We start from the raw sequence: 20,361 nt of genomic DNA, 5'->3' as shown, positions 1-20,361 counted from the left end.
GCCCGCATGGCGAAACCGGTTCGCGATCACACCCCCTTCCTCCCATACGCTTGTCCCGTGACCCCCGCAGAGCTCTCCCGTACCGTGCTGGGCGCCGTGCGCCGTGCGGTCGAGGAGGGTGCCCTCGGGGTACAGGTGGCGGTGCCGGACGGGGTCAAGGTTGAGCGGCCACGGCCCGGTGGGCGTGGGGACTACGCCACGAATGTCGCGCTCCGGCTGGCCGGGCCCGCCGGGCGGCAGGCCCGTGAGGTCGCGGAGATCCTGCGGGCGCACATCGACGGCGCCCCCGGCATCGCGCAGGTCGAGATCACCGGGCCCGGATTCCTGAACTTCACCCTGGGGCAGGGTTCCGCCGCCGCGATGGTCCGTGCCGTACGCGAGCAGGGGCTGCGGTACGGCCACGGCGACGGTCTCGCCGGGACCCGCATCGTCTTCGCGCCCGCCGGTGAACTCCGCGCCGACGTCATCACCGACACCGTCGTACGGCTGCTGTGCGCCCAGGGCGCCGATGCCCGCGTCGAGCCGGACGGTGAGGAGCGGATCACGGTCGTTCCCGTACGCGACGACGGGCTGTTCGCGCGGCTCGGTCCCGACGCCGCCCGCTGGGCCCTGCTCCGTGCCGCCGCCCACGACCAGGCGCACACCGGTGCCGACCTCCTCGTACAGGGGGAGGGGAACCCGCTCTTCCGGGTGCGGTACGCGTACTCCCGCAGCCGGGCCCTCACCCGCGCCGCCGCGCAGCTCGCCCTCACCGCGGAGTACGTCGAAGACGTCGACGTCGCGGCCCTCCTCGCCGCCATAGGAGACCACGCGGCCGTCCTTGCCTCCGCCGCCCGGCTCCGCGCGCCCGACCGGCTCGCCCGGCACCTCGAGACGACCGCCGACGCACTCCTCGGCTTCCAGCACACCGTGCTGCCCCGCGGCGACGAGAAACCCTCGGCCGCCCACCGTTCCCGGCTCGCACTCGCCGAAGCCGCCGGGACGGTGCTGGCCGGCGGCCTGTCCCTGCTCGGCATCAGCGCACCCGAACACTTGTAGTGGATGTGAGAGAGACAGCATGAGCCGTTCCGCGCACCCCGCCGGGCCCCGTCACGGAGACGTCCTGCCCGAGGGGCACTACACCCCGCCGCCCGCCGACCTCAACGCCCTCGACGAGAAGGTCTGGGCCCGCACCGTCCGCCGTGACCAGGACGGCGTCGTCACCGTCGGCGGGATCGATGTCGCAACGCTCGCCGAGGAGTTCGGCACGCCCGCCTACTTCCTCGACGAGACCGACTTCCGCGCCCGCTGCCGCGCCTGGGCCGACGCCTTCGGCAAGGACGCCGACGTGTTCTACGCCGGGAAGGCCTTCCTCAGCCGGGCCGTCGTGCGCTGGCTGAAGGAGGAGGGGCTCAACCTGGACGTGTGTTCCGGCGGCGAGCTCACCACCGCACTCGACGCCGGAATGCCCGCCGAGCGCATCGCCTTCCACGGCAACAACAAGAGCGCGGAGGAGATCCACCGCGCCGTCGAGGCCGGCGTCGGACGCATCGTCCTCGACTCCTTCCAGGAGATCGTCCGCGTCGCGCACATCGCCCGGTCGCTCGGCAAGCGCCAGCGCGTCCAGATCCGCGTCACCGTCGGCGTCGAGGCCCACACCCACGAGTTCATCGCCACCGCCCACGAGGACCAGAAGTTCGGCATCGCACTTGCCGGCGGCGAGGCGGCGGAGGCCGTGCGCCGCGCGCTCCAGCTCGACGGGCTCGAACTCATCGGCATCCACTCCCACATCGGCTCGCAGATCTTCGACATGGCCGGCTTCGAAGTGTCCGCCCGCCGTGTCGTCCAGCTGCTCGCGGCCGTCCGCGACGAGCACGGCGTCGAGCTGCCCGAGATCGACCTCGGCGGCGGTCTGGGCATCGCGTACACGTCGGACGACGACCCGCGCGAGCCCCACGAGATCGCCAAGGCGCTCGGCGAGATCGTCACCCGGGAATGCGAAGCGGCGGGTCTGCGGACACCCCGGATCTCCGTCGAGCCGGGCCGCGCCATCGTCGGGCCGACCGCGTTCACGCTGTACGAGGTCGGCACGATCAAGCGCCTCGAGGGGCTGCGTACGTACGTCAGCGTCGACGGCGGCATGTCCGACAACATCCGCACCGCGCTGTACGACGCCGACTACAGCGTCGCGCTCGTCTCGCGCACGTCGACCGCCGAGCCGATGCTCGTCCGCGTCGTCGGCAAGCACTGCGAGAGCGGCGACATCGTCGTACGCGACGCCTTCCTGCCCGCCGACCTGGCGCCGGGCGACCTGATCGCGGTGCCCGCCACCGGCGCCTACTGCCGGTCGATGGCCAGCAACTACAACCACGCACTGCGCCCGCCCGTCGTCGCGGTCAGGGACGGCGAGGCGCGCGTGATCGTCCGGCGCGAGACGGAGGAAGATCTCCTGCGTCTCGATGTCGGTTAGTGAAATATATGTCTCACGATCCGGACGGGGGACAGAAAGCCCCGTCCGGTGAGTGAGACTGGTTCGCACCCTGCTTGATGGAGAAACGAGGTCGGATGATGCGTACGCGTCCGCTGAAGGTGGCGCTGCTGGGCTGTGGAGTGGTCGGCTCAGAGGTGGCGCGCATCATGACGACGCACGCCGACGACCTCGCCGCGCGGATCGGCGCCCCCGTGGAGCTCGCCGGGGTCGCCGTCCGCCGCCCCTCCAAGGTCCGTGAGGGCATCGACCGCGAGCTCATCACCACCGACGCCAAGGGGCTCGTCTCGCGCGGCGACATCGACGTCGTGGTCGAGGTCATCGGCGGCATCGAGCCCGCCCGCGCCCTCATCACCAGCGCCTTCGAGCACGGCGCCTCCGTCGTCTCCGCCAACAAGGCGCTGCTCGCCGAGGACGGCGCCACGCTGTACGCGGCCGCCGAGAAACACGGCCGGGACCTCTACTTCGAGGCCGCCGTCGCCGGTGCGATCCCGCTGATCAGGCCGCTGCGCGAGTCGCTGGCCGGCGACAAGGTCAACCGCGTCCTGGGCATTGTCAACGGCACCACGAACTTCATCCTCGACAAGATGGACACCTCCGGTGCCGGCTACTCCGAGGCCCTCGACGAGGCCACCGCCCTCGGGTACGCGGAGGCCGACCCGACCGCCGACGTCGAGGGCTTCGACGCCGCCGCCAAGGCCGCGATCCTCGCCGGAATCTCCTTCCACACGCGTGTGCGCCTCGACGACGTGTACCGCGAGGGCATGACCGAGGTCACCGCCGCCGACTTCGCCTCCGCCAAGCAGATGGGCTGCACCATCAAGCTGCTGGCGATCTGCGAGCGGGCTGCGGACGGGAAGTCCGTGACGGCCCGCGTCCACCCCGCGATGATCCCGCTCAGCCACCCGCTGGCCTCCGTGCGCGCGGCGTACAACGCGGTCTTCGTCGAGGCCGAGGCCGCCGGGCGGCTCATGTTCTACGGTCCCGGCGCCGGCGGTGCCCCGACCGCCTCCGCGGTCCTCGGCGACCTCGTCGCGGTCTGCCGCAACAAGCTCGCCGAGGCCACCGGGCCAGGCGAGTCCGTGTACACGCAGCTGCCCGTGAGCCCCATGGGCGAGGTCGTGACGCGGTACCACATCAGCCTCGACGTGGCCGACAAGCCGGGCGTGCTCGCCCAGGTCGCGACGGTCTTCGCCGAGCACGGCGTATCCATCGACACGGTGCGCCAGACGGGCAAGGACGGCGAGGCATCGCTCGTCGTCGTCACCCACCGCGCGCCCGACGCCGCCCTCTCGGGGACCGTCGAGGCGCTGCGCAATCTCGACACCGTGCGTGGTGTCGCCAGCATCATGCGGGTTGAAGGAGAGTAAGCACCCATGAGCACTCGCACTCACCAGTGGCGCGGCATCATCGAGGAGTACCGGGACCGGCTCCCCGTCACGGACACGACGCCGGTCGTCACGCTCGGCGAGGGCGGCACGCCGCTCGTACGCGCCCAGACGCTCTCCGAGGCCACCGGCTGTGAGGTGTATCTCAAGGTCGAGGGCGCGAACCCGACCGGGTCCTTCAAGGACCGCGGGATGACCATGGCGATCACCAAGGCCAAGGAGGAGGGTGCGAAGGCCGTCATCTGCGCCTCCACCGGAAACACCTCCGCGTCCGCCGCGGCGTACGCCGGGCGGGCCGGCATGGTCTCCGCCGTGCTGATCCCGCAGGGCAAGATCGCGATGGGCAAGCTGGGCCAGGCGCTGGTCCACGGCGCGAAGATCCTCCAGGTCGACGGCAACTTCGACGACTGCCTGGTGCTGGCCCGCGGCCTCTCCGAGAGCTACCCGGTGGCGCTGGTCAATTCGGTCAACCCGGTGCGCATCGAGGGCCAGAAGACCGCGGCCTTCGAGATCGTCGACGCGCTCGGCGACGCCCCCGACATCCATGTGCTGCCGGTCGGCAACGCCGGCAACATCACGGCGTACTGGAAGGGTTACAAGGAGTACGCGGCGGACGAGCTGGCCACGCACACCCCCCGCATGTGGGGCTTCCAGGCCTCCGGCTCCGCGCCGATCGTGCGTGGCGAGGTCGTCAAGGACCCGTCGACCATCGCCACCGCGATCCGGATCGGCAACCCGGCCTCCTGGGAGTTCGCGCTGGCGGCCCGGGACGAGTCGGGCGGCTTCATCGACGAGGTGACCGACCGTCAGATCCTGCGCGCCTACAAGCTGCTGGCCTCGCGCGAGGGCGTCTTCGTCGAGCCGGCATCGGCGGCTTCGGTGGCCGGTCTGCTGAAGGCCGCGGAGGAGGGCCGGGTCGAGCGCGGGCAGAGGATCGTCTGCACGGTCACCGGCAACGGCCTCAAGGACCCGGACTGGGCGGTCGCCGGAGCGCCTCAGCCGGTCACGGTGCCGGTCGATGCGGCGGCCGCGGCGGAGCGTCTCGGGCTCGCCTAGGGACCGACGGCTCGGGCTCGCACAGAGCCAGGGCCCGCCCGCGCAGGGCCCGGGCGCGTACGTGCCCTCCTACGTGTCGCACGCGTATGCGGCAACGCCTCCCATCTCCGCACAGAAGGAGCATGGGAGGCTTGCGACACGCATCGTGCGCCTCCCATGCGCCCTATGTCGCCGCTCAACCATCCTTCGATAGGCTGTACCGACCCGCCCCGCCGCATCTGCCGCGGTGTTGCTGCCGTCGCAGCCCACGGGTCTTCGTACATCGTCACAACCTCGTCATCCCGCCGAATCAGAATCAAGGAGTGTCGTCGAGCGATGGCCGGTCCTGCGTTCCGCGCCGCCGCCGTCCGGGTGCGCGTCCCCGCCACCAGCGCCAATCTCGGGCCGGGCTTCGATGCCTTCGGCCTGTCGCTGGGGCTGTACGACGACGTCGTCGTCCGGGTCGCGGACTCCGGTCTGCACATCGACATCGCCGGCGAGGGTGCCGAGACGCTGCCCCGCGACGAGAGCCATCTGCTCGTACGCTCGCTGCGCACGGCCTTCGACCTCCTCGGCGGACAACCCCGCGGCCTCGAGGTCGTCTGCGCCAACCGCATCCCGCACGGCCGCGGCCTGGGCTCCTCGTCCGCCGCCATCTGCGCCGGCATCGTCGCCGCCCGCGCGGTGACCATAGGGGGCGACGCCCGGCTCGACGACGCGGCGCTGCTGGAGCTCGCCACCGAGATCGAGGGGCATCCCGACAACGTCGCCGCCTGTCTCCTCGGCGGCTTCACTCTTGCCTGGACCGACGCCGGTGCGGCGCGCGCGATCAGGATGGACCCGTCGGATTCCATCGTTCCGGTGGTTTTCGTACCGTCGAGGCCGGTGCTCACCGAGACCGCGCGCGGACTGCTGCCGCGTACGGTCCCGCATGTCGACGCAGCGGCCAACGCGGGCCGTGCCGCACTGCTCGTCGAGGCGCTGACCAGGCGCCCCGAGTTGCTGCTGCCCGCCACCGAGGACCGTCTCCACCAGGAGTACCGCGCCCCCGCGATGCCGCAGAGCGTGGAACTGGTCAACCGACTGCGCGCGGACGGCGTCCCAGCAGTCATCTCCGGTGCGGGCCCCACGGTGCTCGCGCTGGCCGAGGGCGATGCGGCCGACAAGGTCGCACGGCTGGCGGGCGAGGGCTGGGCGGCGAACCGGCTGGCCCTCGACGCAGCGGGGGCGAGTGTTCTGCCGCTCGCCTCGTAGCGACACGGGATTGCCGGTGATGGAGAGGGGGAATGTTTGTTGGAGCCGGTAGTGTTAACCTCAAGTACGCAGCCCACATTCTTGTGGTGCGGTGCTTCGTGTCCCCTTCCGGGACCACCCATTCTTCCGGGAGCCTCCCCAACTGCCTGAGCAGCCTGCCTGAGCAGTTTCGAGCACGCTCCGGAACCGGCACGACACCCCTCGCTTTCCCAGGAGAGGGCCGAGCAGGGGGAACTCGGGCCGGGCCTTGCACGTACATCTCTTCCGCCGTACCCGGCGGGACCACCGCCCCGACTTCGGTCCGCGATCCGAAAGATCAAAGACCGCCGTCGGACAGCACAACCGGTCGCCGAGCCAGAAGGCCGACGTCCGCTCCAGGGAAGGACCCTTCGTGAGCGACACCACCGATCTGATGGGCGTGACTGCCGACAGCAACGTCGACACCACCGCGCCCGCCGCAGGTGCTGCCACTGGCACCACCTCACGGCGCCGCCGCTCCGGCACCGGCCTCGAGGGCATGGTCCTGGCCGAGCTGCAGCAGGTCGCGTCCGGCCTCGGCATCAGGGGCACCGCGCGTATGCGCAAGAGCCAGCTGATCGAGGTCATCAAGGAGGCGCAGGCCGGAGGCAGTGCCGCCCCGGCGAAGAGCGCCGACGCGGGTGAGGCCGAGGCCAAGCCGAAGCGGCGTGCCACCTCCAAGGCCCGCGCGGGCGAGGAGAGCGCCGCGGCAGCCGAGCCGAAGGCCGAGAAGGCCGTCGCCCAGCAGCAGATCGACATCCCCGGCCAGCCGGCCAGTGAGGACGCCCCGGCCGGCGAGCGCCGTCGTCGCCGTGCCACCGCCCCCGCCGGCAGCCCCGAGGGCGAGGCCGTTCAGGCCGAGCCGAAGGGCGACGTCAAGACCGAGGTCCGGGCCGAGGCCAGGAGCGAGGCGCAGCCGGAGGCCAGGGCCGAGGCCGCCACGGACACGGCGGAGGGTCGCCGTGGCGACCGCCAGCGTGACCGGGGCGAGCGCGGCGAGCGCGGCGACCGTCAGCGTGACGGCCGGCGCGACCGTGACCGTGACCGCCGCGGCGGCAAGGGCGACGACCAGCAGGGCGGCCAGCGCCAGCAGCAGGGCGGCGGCCAGCAGCAGCGCCAGGGCGGCGGCCCGCAGGACGACTTCGACGACGAGAGTGGCCGGCGCGGACGCCGTGGCCGGTACCGCGACCGCCGTGGCCGTCGCGGCCGCGACGACTTCGCGAGCGGCGAGCCGCAGGTCTCCGAGGACGACGTCCTGATCCCCGTCGCGGGCATCCTGGACATCCTCGACAACTACGCGTTCATCCGGACCTCCGGCTACCTGCCTGGTCCGAACGACGTGTACGTGTCGCTGGCCCAGGTCCGCAAGAGCGGCCTGCGCAAGGGTGACCACGTCACCGGCGCGGTGCGGCAGCCCAAGGAGGGCGAGCGCCGTGAGAAGTTCAACGCGCTGGTCCGCCTCGACTCCGTCAACGGCATGGCGCCCGAATCCGGCCGTGGCCGCCCGGAGTTCAACAAGCTGACCCCGCTCTACCCGCAGGACCGGCTCCGTCTGGAGACCGACCCGGGCGTGCTGACCACCCGCATCATCGACCTCGTGTCGCCGATCGGTAAGGGCCAGCGAGGCCTGATCGTGGCCCCGCCGAAGACCGGCAAGACCATGATCCTGCAGGCGATCGCCAACGCGATCACGGTCAACAGCCCCGAGTGCCACCTGATGGTCGTCCTCGTCGACGAGCGTCCGGAAGAGGTCACCGACATGCAGCGGTCGGTGAAGGGCGAGGTCATCTCCTCGACCTTCGACCGCCCCGCCGAGGACCACACCACGGTCGCCGAGCTGGCCATCGAGCGCGCGAAGCGTCTCGTCGAGCTGGGTCACGACGTGGTCGTCCTGCTGGACTCGATCACCCGTCTGGGCCGCGCCTACAACCTGGCGGCCCCGGCCTCCGGACGCATCCTGTCCGGTGGTGTCGACTCGACCGCGCTCTACCCGCCGAAGCGCTTCTTCGGCGCCGCGCGCAACATCGAGGACGGCGGCTCGCTGACCATCCTGGCCACTGCGCTGGTCGAGACCGGCTCGCGCATGGACGAGGTGATCTTCGAGGAGTTCAAGGGCACCGGCAACATGGAGCTCAAGCTCGACCGGAAGCTCTCCGACAAGCGCATCTTCCCGGCGGTGGACGTCGACGCGTCCAGCACCCGCAAGGAGGAGATCCTGCTCGGTGCCGACGAGCTCTCCATCGTCTGGAAGCTGCGCCGGGTGCTGCACGCGCTCGACCAGCAGCAGGCGATCGAGCTGCTGCTCGACAAGATGAAGCAGACGAAGTCGAACGCCGAATTCCTGCTCCAGATCCAGAAGACGACGCCGATGCCGGGCAACGGCAACGACTGATTCTGGACAACCCTGCATAATTGAGGGCCCGTTCCGTTACGCAAGTGACGGAACGGGCCCTCTGTTTGTAGTATCGATCAGCCGTTCCCCACTAACGGCCACTCTCACTTCACCAGCCGTTCCCCCACGCGGCCTCCTTTGCCGGATTTACCCATACCCTGGAGACACGCGTGCGCGCATCGCGCCATGGCAGACCCGTTCACCGGGTCCGCAAACTCATAGCGGCCGGCGTGGCCGCACTCTCCCTCGCCGCCGGTGCCTTCGCATTCAGCGCCCAGGCGGACGAGACCGAACCGAAGTTCCTGCCCCCCAAGGGCTACAAGGTCGCGGACGCCTCGTCGACGTCGGGGACGCCGTCGCCGCGCATCATCGGCGGCACGACCACCTCGTTCAGCAGCGCGCCGTACATGGTGCAGCTGCTGTACGACTTCTACGACGACGGCTACCTGTACTTCAACTGCGGCGGCACGCTGGTGGCCCCCAACAAGGTGCTCACCGCCGCGCACTGTGTGACCGACGAGTTCGGCAACCCGCTCAACTTCGCGCGTGACGGCCTGATCCTCGCCGGCACCTCGAAGCTCGTCGGCGGCCCCACCAACTCCGAGGGCACCGCGGTCAACGTCAGCCGCCAGTGGGTCCACCCCGGCTACAGCACGGAGACGTTCAGCAACGACCTCGCCGTCCTGACGCTCTCCAAGCCGCTGCCGTACAAGCCGCTGCCGCTCGCCGGCCCCGGCGACCTCGCGTCGTACAACGCGGGCACCAACGGCATCACGCTCGGCTGGGGTCTGACATCGTCGGACGCCGACACCGCCACGCTCGCGTCGACGCTCCAGCAGGTCGTGCTTCCGCTGCACTCGAACCAGGAGTGCGTGGAGAACCTCAACCCGTTCTTCCAGGACAACGGCACCATGTTCTGCGCCGGTCAGGCCGGTACGGGCAGCGACGCCACCGGCAAGACGCCCTGCCCGGGTGACTCCGGCGGTCCGGTCCTGGTCAAGGGCAAGGTCGTCGGTGTCGTCTCCTGGGGCATCAACTCCGAGGACGGCCAGCAGCTGTGCAACGTGGTCGGTGCCTACGAGGCGTTCGCCCACGTCGCCAACCTGAAGCCGGCCGCCCAGCCGCGGATCGACGACACGGACCTCACCCGTGACGGCCGCGCCGACCTGTTCGCCCGTACGTCCGCCGGTGCGGACTACAGCTTCACGTCCAACGGCGTCGGCTTCACCACCAAGACCGCGTTCTCGGGCACGTACTCCGGCTACAACGTCGTGGCGCAGACCGACCTCAACCGGGACGGCTACCAGGACTTCGTGGTCCGCCAGACCTCCACCGGCGAGCTCCGCTGGGTCCGGCGCAGCGCCACCTCGTCGTCGTACGTCTCCGGCCGCATCGCCACCGGGTTCGGCACCTACCGCGCGATCCTCGCCCCCGGCGACGTGACCGGCGACGCCCTCCCCGACGTGGTCGGCGTCTCCTCGTCCGGTGCGCTCGTGGTCCTGCCGGGCAACGGCGCCGGCGGCGTCGGCACCCTCAAGGTGATCGGCTCCGGCTACCAGAAGTACAACGCGGTCCGCGGCCACGGTGACTTCAACGGCGACAGCCGCACGGACCTGCTCGTGCGCAACAGCAGCAGCACCGCGCTGTATCTGATCCCGGGCACCGGCAACGCCACGGCCCCGTTCGGGACGCCGGTCCTGCAGGCCTCGTCGTGGGGCACGTACAACGTCATCGTCACCCCCGGTGACGTCTCCGGTGACGGCAAGCCCGACGTGGTGACCCGTACCTCCAACGGCGCGCTCCAGCTCCACCGGGGCAACGGCACCACCACCGGCACGCTGCGCGCGCCGATCCAGGCCGGCACCGGCTTCGGCAGCTACAACCTCTTCGGCTGATCCGGCCGGAGCGGGAGCCCGACAAGAGATCCCGGTCACACCCACGGCCCGGCAGGGCAGGGCGTCGACCGAGACGAAACAGCAGGTGAACGAGGGTTCGTGCCCACCGTGTCCGACACGGTGGGCACGGCCCTTTTCTCACTGACTTCTCAGGGACCTGTGCAACCCTTCCGGGCACTCCGCCGTCTCACAAGTGGCGTAACAAAGCTTGACAGGGTGGGCAAACCGTGCCTGAACACCACGGCCGGGGGGCAACAGAACCTACGAGGGCTTGGGGAGATATGGCCGACCAGACCAAGGGCAGTCGAATACGGGCCACGGGCACGCGCCGCAAGCAGCGCTCCGGGGGGAACCGCGCCGCCACCGTCGCCGCCTGGTCCGCGGCCCTTCTCGTGCTCATCGGCGGTTCGGGAGCCGGCTACGTCTACTTCAAGCTCAACGGCAACATCCAGACCGTCGACATCAACGCCCAGCTTGGCAAGGACCGCCCCGACAACGTCGACAACGGCTCCATGGACATCCTCGTCCTCGGCTCCGACTCCCGCTCCGGGGCCAACGGCAAGTACGGGGCAGACGGCGGCGGCGCCCGCTCCGACACCGCGATGATCGTGCACGTCTACGAGGGCCACAAGAAGGCCGCGGTCGTCTCCGTGCCCCGCGACACCCTCATAGACCGGCCGCAGTGCGCCGACGGCGACGGCAAGGCGGTCGACGGCGAGAGCCGCGCCATGTTCAACACGGCGTACGAGGTCGGCGGCCCCGCCTGTGCGGTCAAGACCGTCGAGAAGATGTCCGGCATCCGCATGGACCACTACGTAGAGGTCGATTTCACCGGCTTCAAGAAGATCATCGACGAACTCGGCGGCGTCGAGATCACCACCACCGAGGCGATCAAGGACTCCAAGAGCCATCTCGATCTCGAGCCCGGCACCCGCACCCTCGACGGCGAGCAGGCCCTCGGCCTCGTCCGCACCCGCAAGTCCGTCGGCAACGGCAGCGACCTCGGGCGGATCCAGCTCCAGCAGGCCTTCATCAAGGCGCTGATCCAGCAGGTCAAGGACGTCGGGGTGTTCAGCAGCCCGAACAAGCTGTACGGCCTGGCCGACAGCGCGACCAAGGCGATCACGACCGACTCCGAGCTCGACTCGGTGAAGGAGCTCGTCGGATTCGCGAACGGGCTGAAGGGCCTCGGCGCGGACAGCGTCACCATGGTGACGATGCCGGTCGAGTACGACAAGATCGACCCCAACCGTGTCGTGCCGCTGAAGAAGCAGGGCAAGCAGGTGTGGACCGCCCTGAAGAACGATCTCCCGATCCCCGCGTCGGCGACCAAGGACACCGCCGACGGCCTGGCCAAGGGCATCGTCCGGTAGCCGGCGGCGGCCGGGGAAGCCCCGGGAAACCGCCGGACATACCCCGTGCGGCAGCCAGGAATACCTGAGGACCGACCCCGGTTTTGGGAGATACGGCCAGTCCTGGCAGACTGGTACGTCGGCCCCGGTTCACGTTCGCGCATCCCGCGCGTGCGACCCGGTGCCCTCCCGAAACTAGGAGACACCTTGAAGCGCGACATCCACCCCGAGTACGTCGAGACCCAGGTGAGCTGCACCTGCGGCGCGTCGTTCACCACCCGTAGCACGATCCAGGGCGGCACCATCCGCGCCGAGGTCTGCTCCGAGTGCCACCCGTTCTACACGGGCAAGCAGAAGATCCTCGACACCGGTGGCCGTGTGGCCCGCTTCGAGGCCCGCTTCGGCAAGGCTGCCGGCTCCGCCAAGAAGTAGCGAGCCACTGCGCCGGTCTTCGGCTGCCCCTGTGCGGGGCGGCCGGGACCGGCGCTTTGCCGTCCCTGCCGTTAGTACAGAAACCAGGAGCCCCCCGATGTTCGAGGCGGTCGAGGAACTGATCGGTGAGCACGCCGATCTCGAGAAGAAGCTCGCCGACCCTTCGGTCCACGCGGACCAGGCGAACGCGCGCAAGCTCAACAAGCGGTACGCAGAGCTGACCCCGATCGTCACCACGTACCGCGCCTGGAAGCAGACCGGGGACGACATCGGGACGGCCCGGGAGCTCGCCCACGACGATCCCGACTTCGCCGCCGAGGTCAAGGAGCTGGAGAAGCAGCGCGAGGAGCTCACCGAGAAGCTCCGGCTGCTGCTCGTCCCGCGCGACCCCAGCGACGACAAGGACGTCATCCTGGAGATCAAGGCGGGCGCGGGCGGCGACGAGTCGGCGCTGTTCGCCGGCGACCTGCTGCGGATGTACCTGCGCTACGCCGAGCGCGTCGGCTGGAAGACCGAGATCATCGACGCCACCGAGTCCGAGCTGGGCGGCTACAAGGACGTCCAGGTCGCGGTGAAGACCAAGGGCGGCAACGGCGCCACCGAGCCCGGGCAGGGCGTGTGGGCGCGGCTGAAGTACGAGGGCGGCGTGCACCGTGTGCAGCGCGTGCCGGCCACCGAGTCGCAGGGCCGTATCCACACCTCCGCGGCCGGTGTGCTCGTCACGCCCGAGGCGGAGGAGGTCGATGTCGAGATCAACCCCAACGATCTGCGCATCGACGTCTACCGCTCGTCGGGTCCCGGCGGCCAGTCCGTGAACACGACCGACTCCGCCGTGCGCATCACGCACCTTCCGACCGGGGTCGTCGCCTCCTGCCAGAACGAGAAGAGCCAGCTCCAGAACAAGGAGCAGGCCATGCGTATCCTGCGCTCCAGGCTGCTCGCCGCGGCCCAGGAGGCGGCCGAGCAGGAAGCCGCGGACGCCCGCCGCAGCCAGGTCCGGACGGTCGACCGCTCCGAGAAGATCCGTACGTACAACTTCCCGGAAAACCGGATCTCGGACCACCGCGTCGGATTCAAGGCGTACAACTTGGACCAGGTGCTCGACGGTGAACTGGATTCCGTGATCCAGGCCTGCGTCGACGCCGACTCCGCCGCGAAGCTCGCCGCAGCGTAGGCCGCGCACCGCGGTACCGCGTCCATCGAACAGCCCTGCTCAGCCCGGAGGACCAGCGTGCAGTCGCTCCCCGGGGGACGACCCCCGTACCCCCGATCCTTGCTGCTTGCCGAGGTGGCCCAGGCCACCCAGCGGCTGGCCGATGCCGGCGTGCCCTCACCCCGCTTCGACGCGGAGGAACTCGCCGCGTTCGTCCACGGCGTCAAGCGCGGCGAACTGCACCTGGTCAAGGACGCGGACTTCGACGCGCGGTACTGGGAGGCCGTCGCCCGCCGTGAGGCCCGCGAGCCGCTGCAGCACATCACCGGACGCGCCTTCTTCCGCTATCTGGAGCTGCAGGTCGGCCCCGGCGTCTTCGTGCCGCGCCCCGAGACCGAGTCGGTCGTCGGCTGGGCCATAGACGCCGTGCGGGCCATGGACGTCGTCGAGCCGCTCGTCGTCGACCTGTGCTCCGGCTCCGGGGCCATCGCCCTCGCCATCGCACAGGAGGTGCCGCGCTCGCGCGTGCACGCCGTGGAGCTGTCCGACGACGCGATCGGCTGGACCCGGAAGAACGCCGAGGGGTCCAGGGTCACCGTCCACCACGGCGACGCCCTGGGCGCCCTTCCCGAACTCGACGGCCAGGTCGACCTGGTCATCTCCAACCCGCCGTACATCCCGCTCACCGAGTGGGAGTACGTCGCACCCGAGGCCCGCGACCACGACCCGCAGATGGCCCTCTTCTCCGGCGAGGACGGCCTCGACACCATCCGCGGCATCGAACGCACCGCCCACCGGCTGCTGCGCCCCGGCGGCCTCGTCGTCGTCGAGCACGCCGACACCCAGGGCGGCCAGGTGCCGTGGATCTTCAACGAGGAGGCGGGTTGGGCGGATGCCGCCGACCATCCCGACCTGAACAACCGGCCGCGGTTCGCGACCGCGCGCAAGGCCATGCCGTGACTACCCGCACTGTGTACCAGGAGGCCCGCTGATGGCTCGGCGATACGACTGCAACGACGCGACGGATCGCATCACCGGCCTGCGTGAAGCCGCGTCGGCCGTCCGCCGCGGCGAGCTGGTCGTGCTGCCCACCGACACCGTGTACGGCATCGGTGCGGACGCGTTCAGCTCGGAGGCCGTCGCCGATCTGCTCGCGGCGAAGGGGCGCGGCCGCAACATGCCCACCCCGGTGCTCATCGGCTCGCCGAACACGCTGCACGGCCTCGTCACCGACTTCTCGGAGCAGGCGTGGGAGCTCGTCGACGCGTTCTGGCCGGGCGCGCTGACCCTCGTGGCCCGGCACCAGCCGTCGCTCCAGTGGGACCTGGGCGACACCCGGGGCACCGTCGCGATCCGCATGCCGCTGCACCCGGTCGCGATCGAGCTGCTCACGGACGTCGGCCCGATGGCCGTGTCGTCCGCCAACCTCACCGGGCACCCGGCGCCCGAGGACTGCGACGCCGCGCAGGACATGCTCGGCGACTCCGTCTCCGTCTACCTCGACGGCGGCCCCACGCCCGGCATCGTGCCGTCCTCGATCGTCGACGTCACCGGCAAGGTCCCGGTCCTGCTGCGCGCGGGCGCGCTGGACGCGGAGGAGCTCCGGAAGGTCGTACCCGACCTCGAGGTGGCCAATTGACAGCCCCTGAGGGGCGTGGCATAGGCGGCACGGAGCACAACACCTTCCGCATCCTCCACGTCAGCACCGGCAACGTCTGCCGCTCACCGATCACCGAGCGGCTGACCCGGCATGCCCTCAGCCACCGCCTCGGCGACCCTCCCCCCGGCTACGCCGGGGGGACCCCCATCGGTGGGCTGATCGTGGAGAGCGCCGGTACCTGGGGGCACGAGGGCGCCCCGATGGAGGCCAACGCCGAGACGGTCCTCACCGACTTCGGCGCGGACCCGAGCGGCTTCGTGGGCCGCGAGCTGCTCGACGAGCACGTCATCCGCGCGGACCTGGTGCTGACCGCGACCCGTGACCACCGTGCGCAGGTCATCTCCATGGGCCACTCGGCGGGCCTGCGGACCTTCACCCTGAAGGAGTTCACGCGCCTCGTCCGGGCCATAGACCCGGCGACGCTGCCGGACCCCCTGGACGACGGCGTCGTCGAACGCGCCCGCGCACTGGTCCGTGCGGCCGCCGCTCTACGCGGGTGGCTGCTGGCGCCCAGCGCCGACGCGGACGAGGTGTACGACCCGTACGGGGCGCCGATCACCTTCTTCCGCTCGATCGGAGACGAGATCAGCCAGGCCCTGGACCCCGTGGTCACGGCCCTGACGGGCGTCCCCGCACGCCGCTGACCCGCGGCCGCGCCCCTGGGGCCATGAGGGACGCCCGGGATCCGGGGCGTGAGGCCTCCGGAAAAGACGGGATGCGGGAAGCACGCCGCGCAGCGTGCGGACACCGGGCGTGGCGGCGGTCACCGGCCTACATTGGAGGGGCCGTAACCCGACGCGAGGCCCGGAGCCCACGATGCCGGTCAGTGCTGCACCCACCACGGCCGCCGCTGCGGCCCCCGCGGACTTCGACGCCCTGCGCCGGCAGGATCCGGAGATCGCCGAGGTGATCCTCGGCGAGATCACCCGGCAGGCCGACAGCCTGCAGCTGATCGCCGCCGAGAACTTCACCTCGCCCGCCGTCCTCGCCGCCCTCGGCTCCCCGCTCGCCAACAAGTACGCCGAGGGCTACCCCGGCGCCCGCCACCACGGCGGCTGCGAGCTGGTCGACGCCGCCGAGCGCATCGCCGTCGAACGCGCGACCGCGCTGTTCGGCGCGGAGCACGCCAATGTGCAGTCGCATTCCGGCTCGTCCGCCGTGCTCGCGGCGTACGCGGCGCTGCTGCGGCCCGGCGACACCGTGCTGGCGATGGGGCTCGCCTTCGGCGGACACCTCACGCACGGGTCCCCCGCCAACTTCTCGGGCCGCTGGTTCGAGTTCGTTCCGTACGGCGTCGACGCCGAGACCGGTCTCCTCGACTACGACCAGGTCCGCAGGCTCGCCCGCGAGAACCGGCCCAAGGCCATCGTGTGCGGCTCGATCTCGTACCCCCGCCACATGGACTACGCCGCGTTCCGGGAGATCGCCGACGAGGTGGGCGCGTATCTCATCGCCGACGCGGCTCACCCGATGGGCCTGATCGCCGGGGGAGTGGCGCCGAGCCCCGTCCCGTACGCCGATGTCGTCTGCGCGACGACCCACAAGGTGCTGCGCGGTCCCCGCGGCGGAATGATCCTCTGCGGCAGCCATCTGGCCGAGCGCATCGACCGGGCGGTGTTCCCCTTCACCCAGGGCGGCGCCCAGATGCACACGATCGCCGCCAAGGCCGTCGCGTTCGGCGAGGCGTCCACACCCGCCTTCACGACGTACGCCCGCAGGGTCGTCGCCAATGCGAGGGTCCTCGCCGAGGGGTTGGCCTCGGAGGGGTTCGCGATCACCACCGGCGGCACCGACACCCACCTCATCACCGCGGACCCCGCCCCGCTGGGTGTGGACGGCCGCACGGCCCGCGGCCGGCTCGCGGCCGCCGGGCTCGTCCTGGACACCTGCGCGCTGCCCTACGGGGACGGCCGCGGAATCCGGCTCGGCACCGCCGCGGTCACCACCCAGGGCATGGGCGAGGCGGAGATGGCCCGGATCGCCGTGTTCTTCGGCACGGCGCTGCGCGCGGAGGGCGACGACATCCGCCGTGTACGCGAAGAAGTGCGTGAACTGGCCGGGCGATTTCGACCGTATTGAGGCCGGACGGGGACCGCGTGCAACCGTCTGCGTGCTTCGGATGTCCTCATGCATGTGGCCAACAAAGCTAGGGTGTGGGGCTGAGATGGCCAGCGATTCCTGTGGGGCAGCCCGTGCGTGATTACCTGCTGACGCTCTGTGTCACGGCTGCGGTGACCTATCTGCTGACCGGTCCGGTGCGCAAGTTCGCCATCGCGGCCGGCGCGATGCCGGAGATCCGCGCCCGAGACGTGCACCGAGAACCGACACCGCGGCTCGGTGGCATCGCCATGTTCTTCGGACTGTGCGCGGGCCTGCTGGTCGCCGACCATCTGCGCAATCTCAACAGCGTCTTCGAGCTCTCCAACGAGCCGCGGGCGCTCCTCTCCGGCGCCGCCCTGATCTGGCTGATCGGCGTCCTGGACGACAAGTTCGAGATCGACGCCCTGATCAAGCTCGGCGGCCAGTTCATCGCCGCGGGCGTCATGGTCGTGCAGGGTCTGACGATCCTGTGGCTGCCCATCCCCGGCATCGGTACGGTCTCGCTCACCCAGTGGCAGGGCACGCTGCTCACCGTCGCCCTGGTCGTCATCACCATCAACGCCGTGAACTTCGTGGACGGGCTGGACGGCCTCGCCTCCGGCATGGTGTGCATCGCCTCCGCGGCGTTCTTCCTCTACGCGTACCGGATCTGGTTCGGATACGGCATCGAGGCAGCCGCCCCGGCCACGCTCTTCGCGGCCATCCTCATGGGCATGTGCCTGGGCTTCCTCCCGCACAACATGCACCCTGCGCGGATCTTCATGGGCGACTCCGGCTCGATGCTGATCGGCCTGGTGATGGCCGCGTCCGCGATCTCGGTGACGGGACAGGTCGACCCTGACGCCCTGAAGCTGTTCGAAGGCGGCACCCGCGAGGCCACGCACGCCGCACTGCCGGTCTTCATCCCGCTGCTGCTGCCCCTGACGATCATCGCCATCCCGGTCGCGGACCTGCTGCTCGCGATCGTCCGGCGTACGTGGAACGGAAAGTCGCCGTTCGCCGCCGACCGCGGCCACCTCCACCACCGACTCCTCGAGATCGGGCACTCGCACAGCCGGGCCGTCCTGATCATGTACTTCTGGTCGGCGCTCATCGCCTTCGGCATCGTGCTGTACTCGGTGCACAGCGCGTCCATGTGGATCGTCTTCGCGATCGTCGTGCTGAGTGCCGTCGGTCTGGTCCTGCTGCTGCTGCCCCGCTTCACCCCGCGCGCGCCGCGCTGGGCGGAGGCCTTCGTACCGCCGCGCTACCGCCGCAGGCGCCCGCAGGAGCCGGTGCCGGCGCTCTCGTACGAGGACGACGGCAACGTCATGGACGACGTGATGGCCGACGCGGCGCCGGGGGAGGAGCGGATTGCGGTGCCGGCCGGCATCAATGGAGCGACCGCGATCGGCGCGCGTGCGCGATTCACGGATCGGCGTAAGGCCGGAACGCCCCGTTGACGCCGGCCTGAGGTGAGGCCGCATTCACCCCCAATACCAGGCAAACTCGTACAGCTTCCTGCACACACGCGCAGGGTCACTCTCATGTGTGACGGTTGGCACACCCAGTGGGTAAAGACCTATTCAAATAGTTTGTGATACCGTTCACGAGAGCCGGAGACAGAGCCGAAAGACCGTAGTGCGACGGTCTCTTGGCCCGCGAGACACACCTCGGACCGGTTCTACGCTCGTCCATGACGACACCACTGCCCCCACCCACGTAAGCGGAGCTGCCGCCATGCCGTCCAACGACGCCCGCACTCTCCTCCAGGCCGCCGTGCCCACTGCCGCCGTCGGCGCTGTCGCCGCCGTGATCAGTGGAGTGGTCGCCGGCGGAAAGGGAGCCGTCGGCGCTGTCGTCGGCACCGTGGTGGTCATCCTCTTCATGGGTGTCGGCATGATCGTGCTGCAGCGCACCGCCAAGCAGTTCCCGCAGCTCTTCCAGGCCATGGGCCTGATGCTCTACACGACCCAGTTGCTGCTGCTCTTCATGTTCATGGCCGTGTTCAAGGACACGACCCTGTTCAACCCGAAGGCTCTGGCCTTCACCCTGCTCGCGGCGACCATCATCTGGGTGGCCGCGCAGGCGCGTGCCCACATGAAGGCCAAGATTCTCTACGTCGAACCCGAGTCCTCGAAGGCCGAAAAGCCCGAGAAGACAGGGTCGACGGCATGAGAGGTAGGGCCGGGATAAATGCCCGATCGGGATCCTGCTATCGTCCGGTGCCAACTGCGGCACTGCTGGCGCGGGCATCCGAGCTGACGCCTGCTCGATCGCGAGGCCTTGATGCCTGACCGCCGCTCCCACATCCGAAACACCAGTCCGGTGCCGACTCGCGGCTGCGCGCCGCGCCGACACAACGAGGTTGCCGAACCCATGCGTCACGCCGAAGGAGCCCGCGGTGAGTGCTGAACAGACCACGCTCGCCTTTGACTGGAGCTGCCGCATCATGGCCGAGAACGGCTGTGGCTTTCCGGCACCGGGCCTTCATTCCTTCCTCTTCGCGCCGCTCTTCACCGTCAGCGGCTTCGAGTTCAACAAGGTGATGCTGCTTGCGCTGATCACCTCGCTCGTTGTCGTCGGCTTCTTCTGGGCGGCCTTCGGCAACGCGAAGGTGGTGCCCGGCAAGCTCCAGATGATCGGCGAGGCCGGCTACGACTTCGTGCGCCGCGGCATCGTCTACGAGACCATCGGAAAGCGTGAGGGCGAGAAGTACGTCCCGCTCATGGTCTCGATCTTCTTCTTCGTCTGGATCATGAACATCTGGTCCGTGATCCCGCTGGCCCAGTTCCCGGTGGCCTCGATCATCGCGTACCCGATGGTCCTGGCGCTCATCGTCTACGTGCTCTGGGTGTCGCTGACCTTCAAGCGCCACGGTTTCGTCGGCGGCTGGAGGAACATCACCGGCTACGACTCCACGCTCGGCCCCATCAAGTGGCTGGTGTCGTTCATCGAGTTCTTCTCGAACCTGCTCGTCCGCCCGTTCACGCACGCGGTGCGACTCTTCGCCAACATGTTCGCCGGTCACCTGATGCTGGTCATGTTCACGGTCGCCTCCTGGTACCTCTTGAACAGCTGGCTGATCCCCGCCGCCGGCGTCTCCTTCGTGATGACGATGGGCATGATCGGCTTCGAGCTCTTCGTCCAGGCCGTTCAGGCGTACGTCTTCGTACTGCTGGCCTGCTCCTACATTCAGGGCGCTCTCGCCGAGCACCACTGAGTCAAACCACGCC

Annotated in this window: 17 protein-coding genes; all 17 read left to right on the top strand. The window is 69.9% G+C overall.

Annotation, left to right across the window (positions count from 1 at the left end):
- Window positions 1-57: 57 nt before the first annotated feature.
- The 17 genes from nrtL to atpB all read left to right on the top strand — a co-directional run bounded on the left by nrtL (window position 58) and on the right by atpB (window position 20,348).
- Window positions 58-1,038 (top strand): ArgS-related anticodon-binding protein NrtL, encoded by a 981-nt coding sequence (nrtL, locus tag ACFV9O_RS18485; protein ID WP_385418937.1) that lies wholly within the window; start codon window positions 58-60, stop codon window positions 1,036-1,038.
- 19 nt (window positions 1,039-1,057) lie between these two features.
- The gene (gene lysA, locus ACFV9O_RS18480; protein WP_385418934.1) at window positions 1,058-2,449 is read left to right on the top strand and encodes a diaminopimelate decarboxylase; all 1,392 of its coding nucleotides are present in this window, start codon (window positions 1,058-1,060) and stop codon (window positions 2,447-2,449) included.
- A gap of 98 nt (window positions 2,450-2,547) precedes the next feature.
- Window positions 2,548-3,837 (top strand): homoserine dehydrogenase, encoded by a 1,290-nt coding sequence (locus tag ACFV9O_RS18475; RefSeq protein ID WP_385419011.1) that lies wholly within the window; start codon window positions 2,548-2,550, stop codon window positions 3,835-3,837.
- A 6-nt stretch (window positions 3,838-3,843) separates the two neighbouring features.
- Window positions 3,844-4,911 (top strand): threonine synthase, encoded by a 1,068-nt coding sequence (gene thrC / locus ACFV9O_RS18470; RefSeq protein ID WP_385418932.1) that lies wholly within the window; start codon window positions 3,844-3,846, stop codon window positions 4,909-4,911.
- A 315-nt stretch (window positions 4,912-5,226) separates the two neighbouring features.
- The gene (thrB, locus tag ACFV9O_RS18465; RefSeq protein ID WP_385418929.1) at window positions 5,227-6,144 is read left to right on the top strand and encodes a homoserine kinase; all 918 of its coding nucleotides are present in this window, start codon (window positions 5,227-5,229) and stop codon (window positions 6,142-6,144) included.
- Window positions 6,145-6,535: 391 nt separating this feature from the next.
- Entirely contained in the window at window positions 6,536-8,554 is a 2,019-nt protein-coding gene (gene rho / locus ACFV9O_RS18460; protein ID WP_385418926.1) for a transcription termination factor Rho, read from the top strand.
- Window positions 8,555-8,784: 230 nt separating this feature from the next.
- Window positions 8,785-10,449, top strand: coding sequence for a trypsin-like serine protease (locus tag ACFV9O_RS18455; protein WP_385418923.1), 1,665 nt, complete (start codon window positions 8,785-8,787; stop codon window positions 10,447-10,449).
- A 281-nt stretch (window positions 10,450-10,730) separates the two neighbouring features.
- Window positions 10,731-11,822, top strand: coding sequence for an LCP family protein (locus ACFV9O_RS18450; RefSeq protein ID WP_385418921.1), 1,092 nt, complete (start codon window positions 10,731-10,733; stop codon window positions 11,820-11,822).
- A gap of 186 nt (window positions 11,823-12,008) precedes the next feature.
- Entirely contained in the window at window positions 12,009-12,233 is a 225-nt protein-coding gene (gene rpmE, locus ACFV9O_RS18445; protein WP_385418918.1) for a 50S ribosomal protein L31, read from the top strand.
- 97 nt (window positions 12,234-12,330) lie between these two features.
- Window positions 12,331-13,407, top strand: coding sequence for a peptide chain release factor 1 (gene prfA / locus ACFV9O_RS18440; RefSeq protein WP_385418915.1), 1,077 nt, complete (start codon window positions 12,331-12,333; stop codon window positions 13,405-13,407).
- A 57-nt stretch (window positions 13,408-13,464) separates the two neighbouring features.
- Window positions 13,465-14,346 (top strand): peptide chain release factor N(5)-glutamine methyltransferase, encoded by an 882-nt coding sequence (prmC, locus tag ACFV9O_RS18435; protein ID WP_385418913.1) that lies wholly within the window; start codon window positions 13,465-13,467, stop codon window positions 14,344-14,346.
- A 31-nt stretch (window positions 14,347-14,377) separates the two neighbouring features.
- Window positions 14,378-15,025 (top strand): L-threonylcarbamoyladenylate synthase, encoded by a 648-nt coding sequence (locus ACFV9O_RS18430; protein ID WP_385418910.1) that lies wholly within the window; start codon window positions 14,378-14,380, stop codon window positions 15,023-15,025.
- On the top strand, window positions 15,022-15,690 hold the full coding sequence (locus tag ACFV9O_RS18425; RefSeq protein WP_385418908.1) for a protein-tyrosine-phosphatase: 669 nt from the start codon (window positions 15,022-15,024) through the stop codon (window positions 15,688-15,690). Before ACFV9O_RS18430 ends, ACFV9O_RS18425 begins: the two co-directional genes overlap by 4 nt.
- Before the next feature lie 172 nt (window positions 15,691-15,862).
- Window positions 15,863-17,125 (top strand): serine hydroxymethyltransferase, encoded by a 1,263-nt coding sequence (gene glyA, locus ACFV9O_RS18420; RefSeq protein ID WP_385418905.1) that lies wholly within the window; start codon window positions 15,863-15,865, stop codon window positions 17,123-17,125.
- 113 nt (window positions 17,126-17,238) lie between these two features.
- Window positions 17,239-18,588 carry an MraY family glycosyltransferase gene (locus ACFV9O_RS18415; RefSeq protein WP_385418903.1) on the top strand — a complete coding sequence of 450 codons (1,350 nt, stop codon included), beginning with the start codon at window positions 17,239-17,241 and terminating at the stop codon, window positions 18,586-18,588.
- Window positions 18,589-18,865: 277 nt separating this feature from the next.
- The gene (locus tag ACFV9O_RS18410; protein ID WP_385418901.1) at window positions 18,866-19,303 is read left to right on the top strand and encodes a hypothetical protein; all 438 of its coding nucleotides are present in this window, start codon (window positions 18,866-18,868) and stop codon (window positions 19,301-19,303) included.
- A 274-nt stretch (window positions 19,304-19,577) separates the two neighbouring features.
- Window positions 19,578-20,348, top strand: a complete 771-nt coding sequence (gene atpB, locus ACFV9O_RS18405; RefSeq protein ID WP_385419008.1) for a F0F1 ATP synthase subunit A — start codon at window positions 19,578-19,580, stop codon at window positions 20,346-20,348.
- Window positions 20,349-20,361 lie beyond the last annotated feature (13 nt).

The organism is Streptomyces sp. NPDC059909 (assembly GCF_042730885.1).
GTDB lineage: Bacteria > Actinomycetota > Actinomycetes > Streptomycetales > Streptomycetaceae > Streptomyces.
This window is presented reverse-complemented; position numbering and strand designations above follow the sequence as displayed.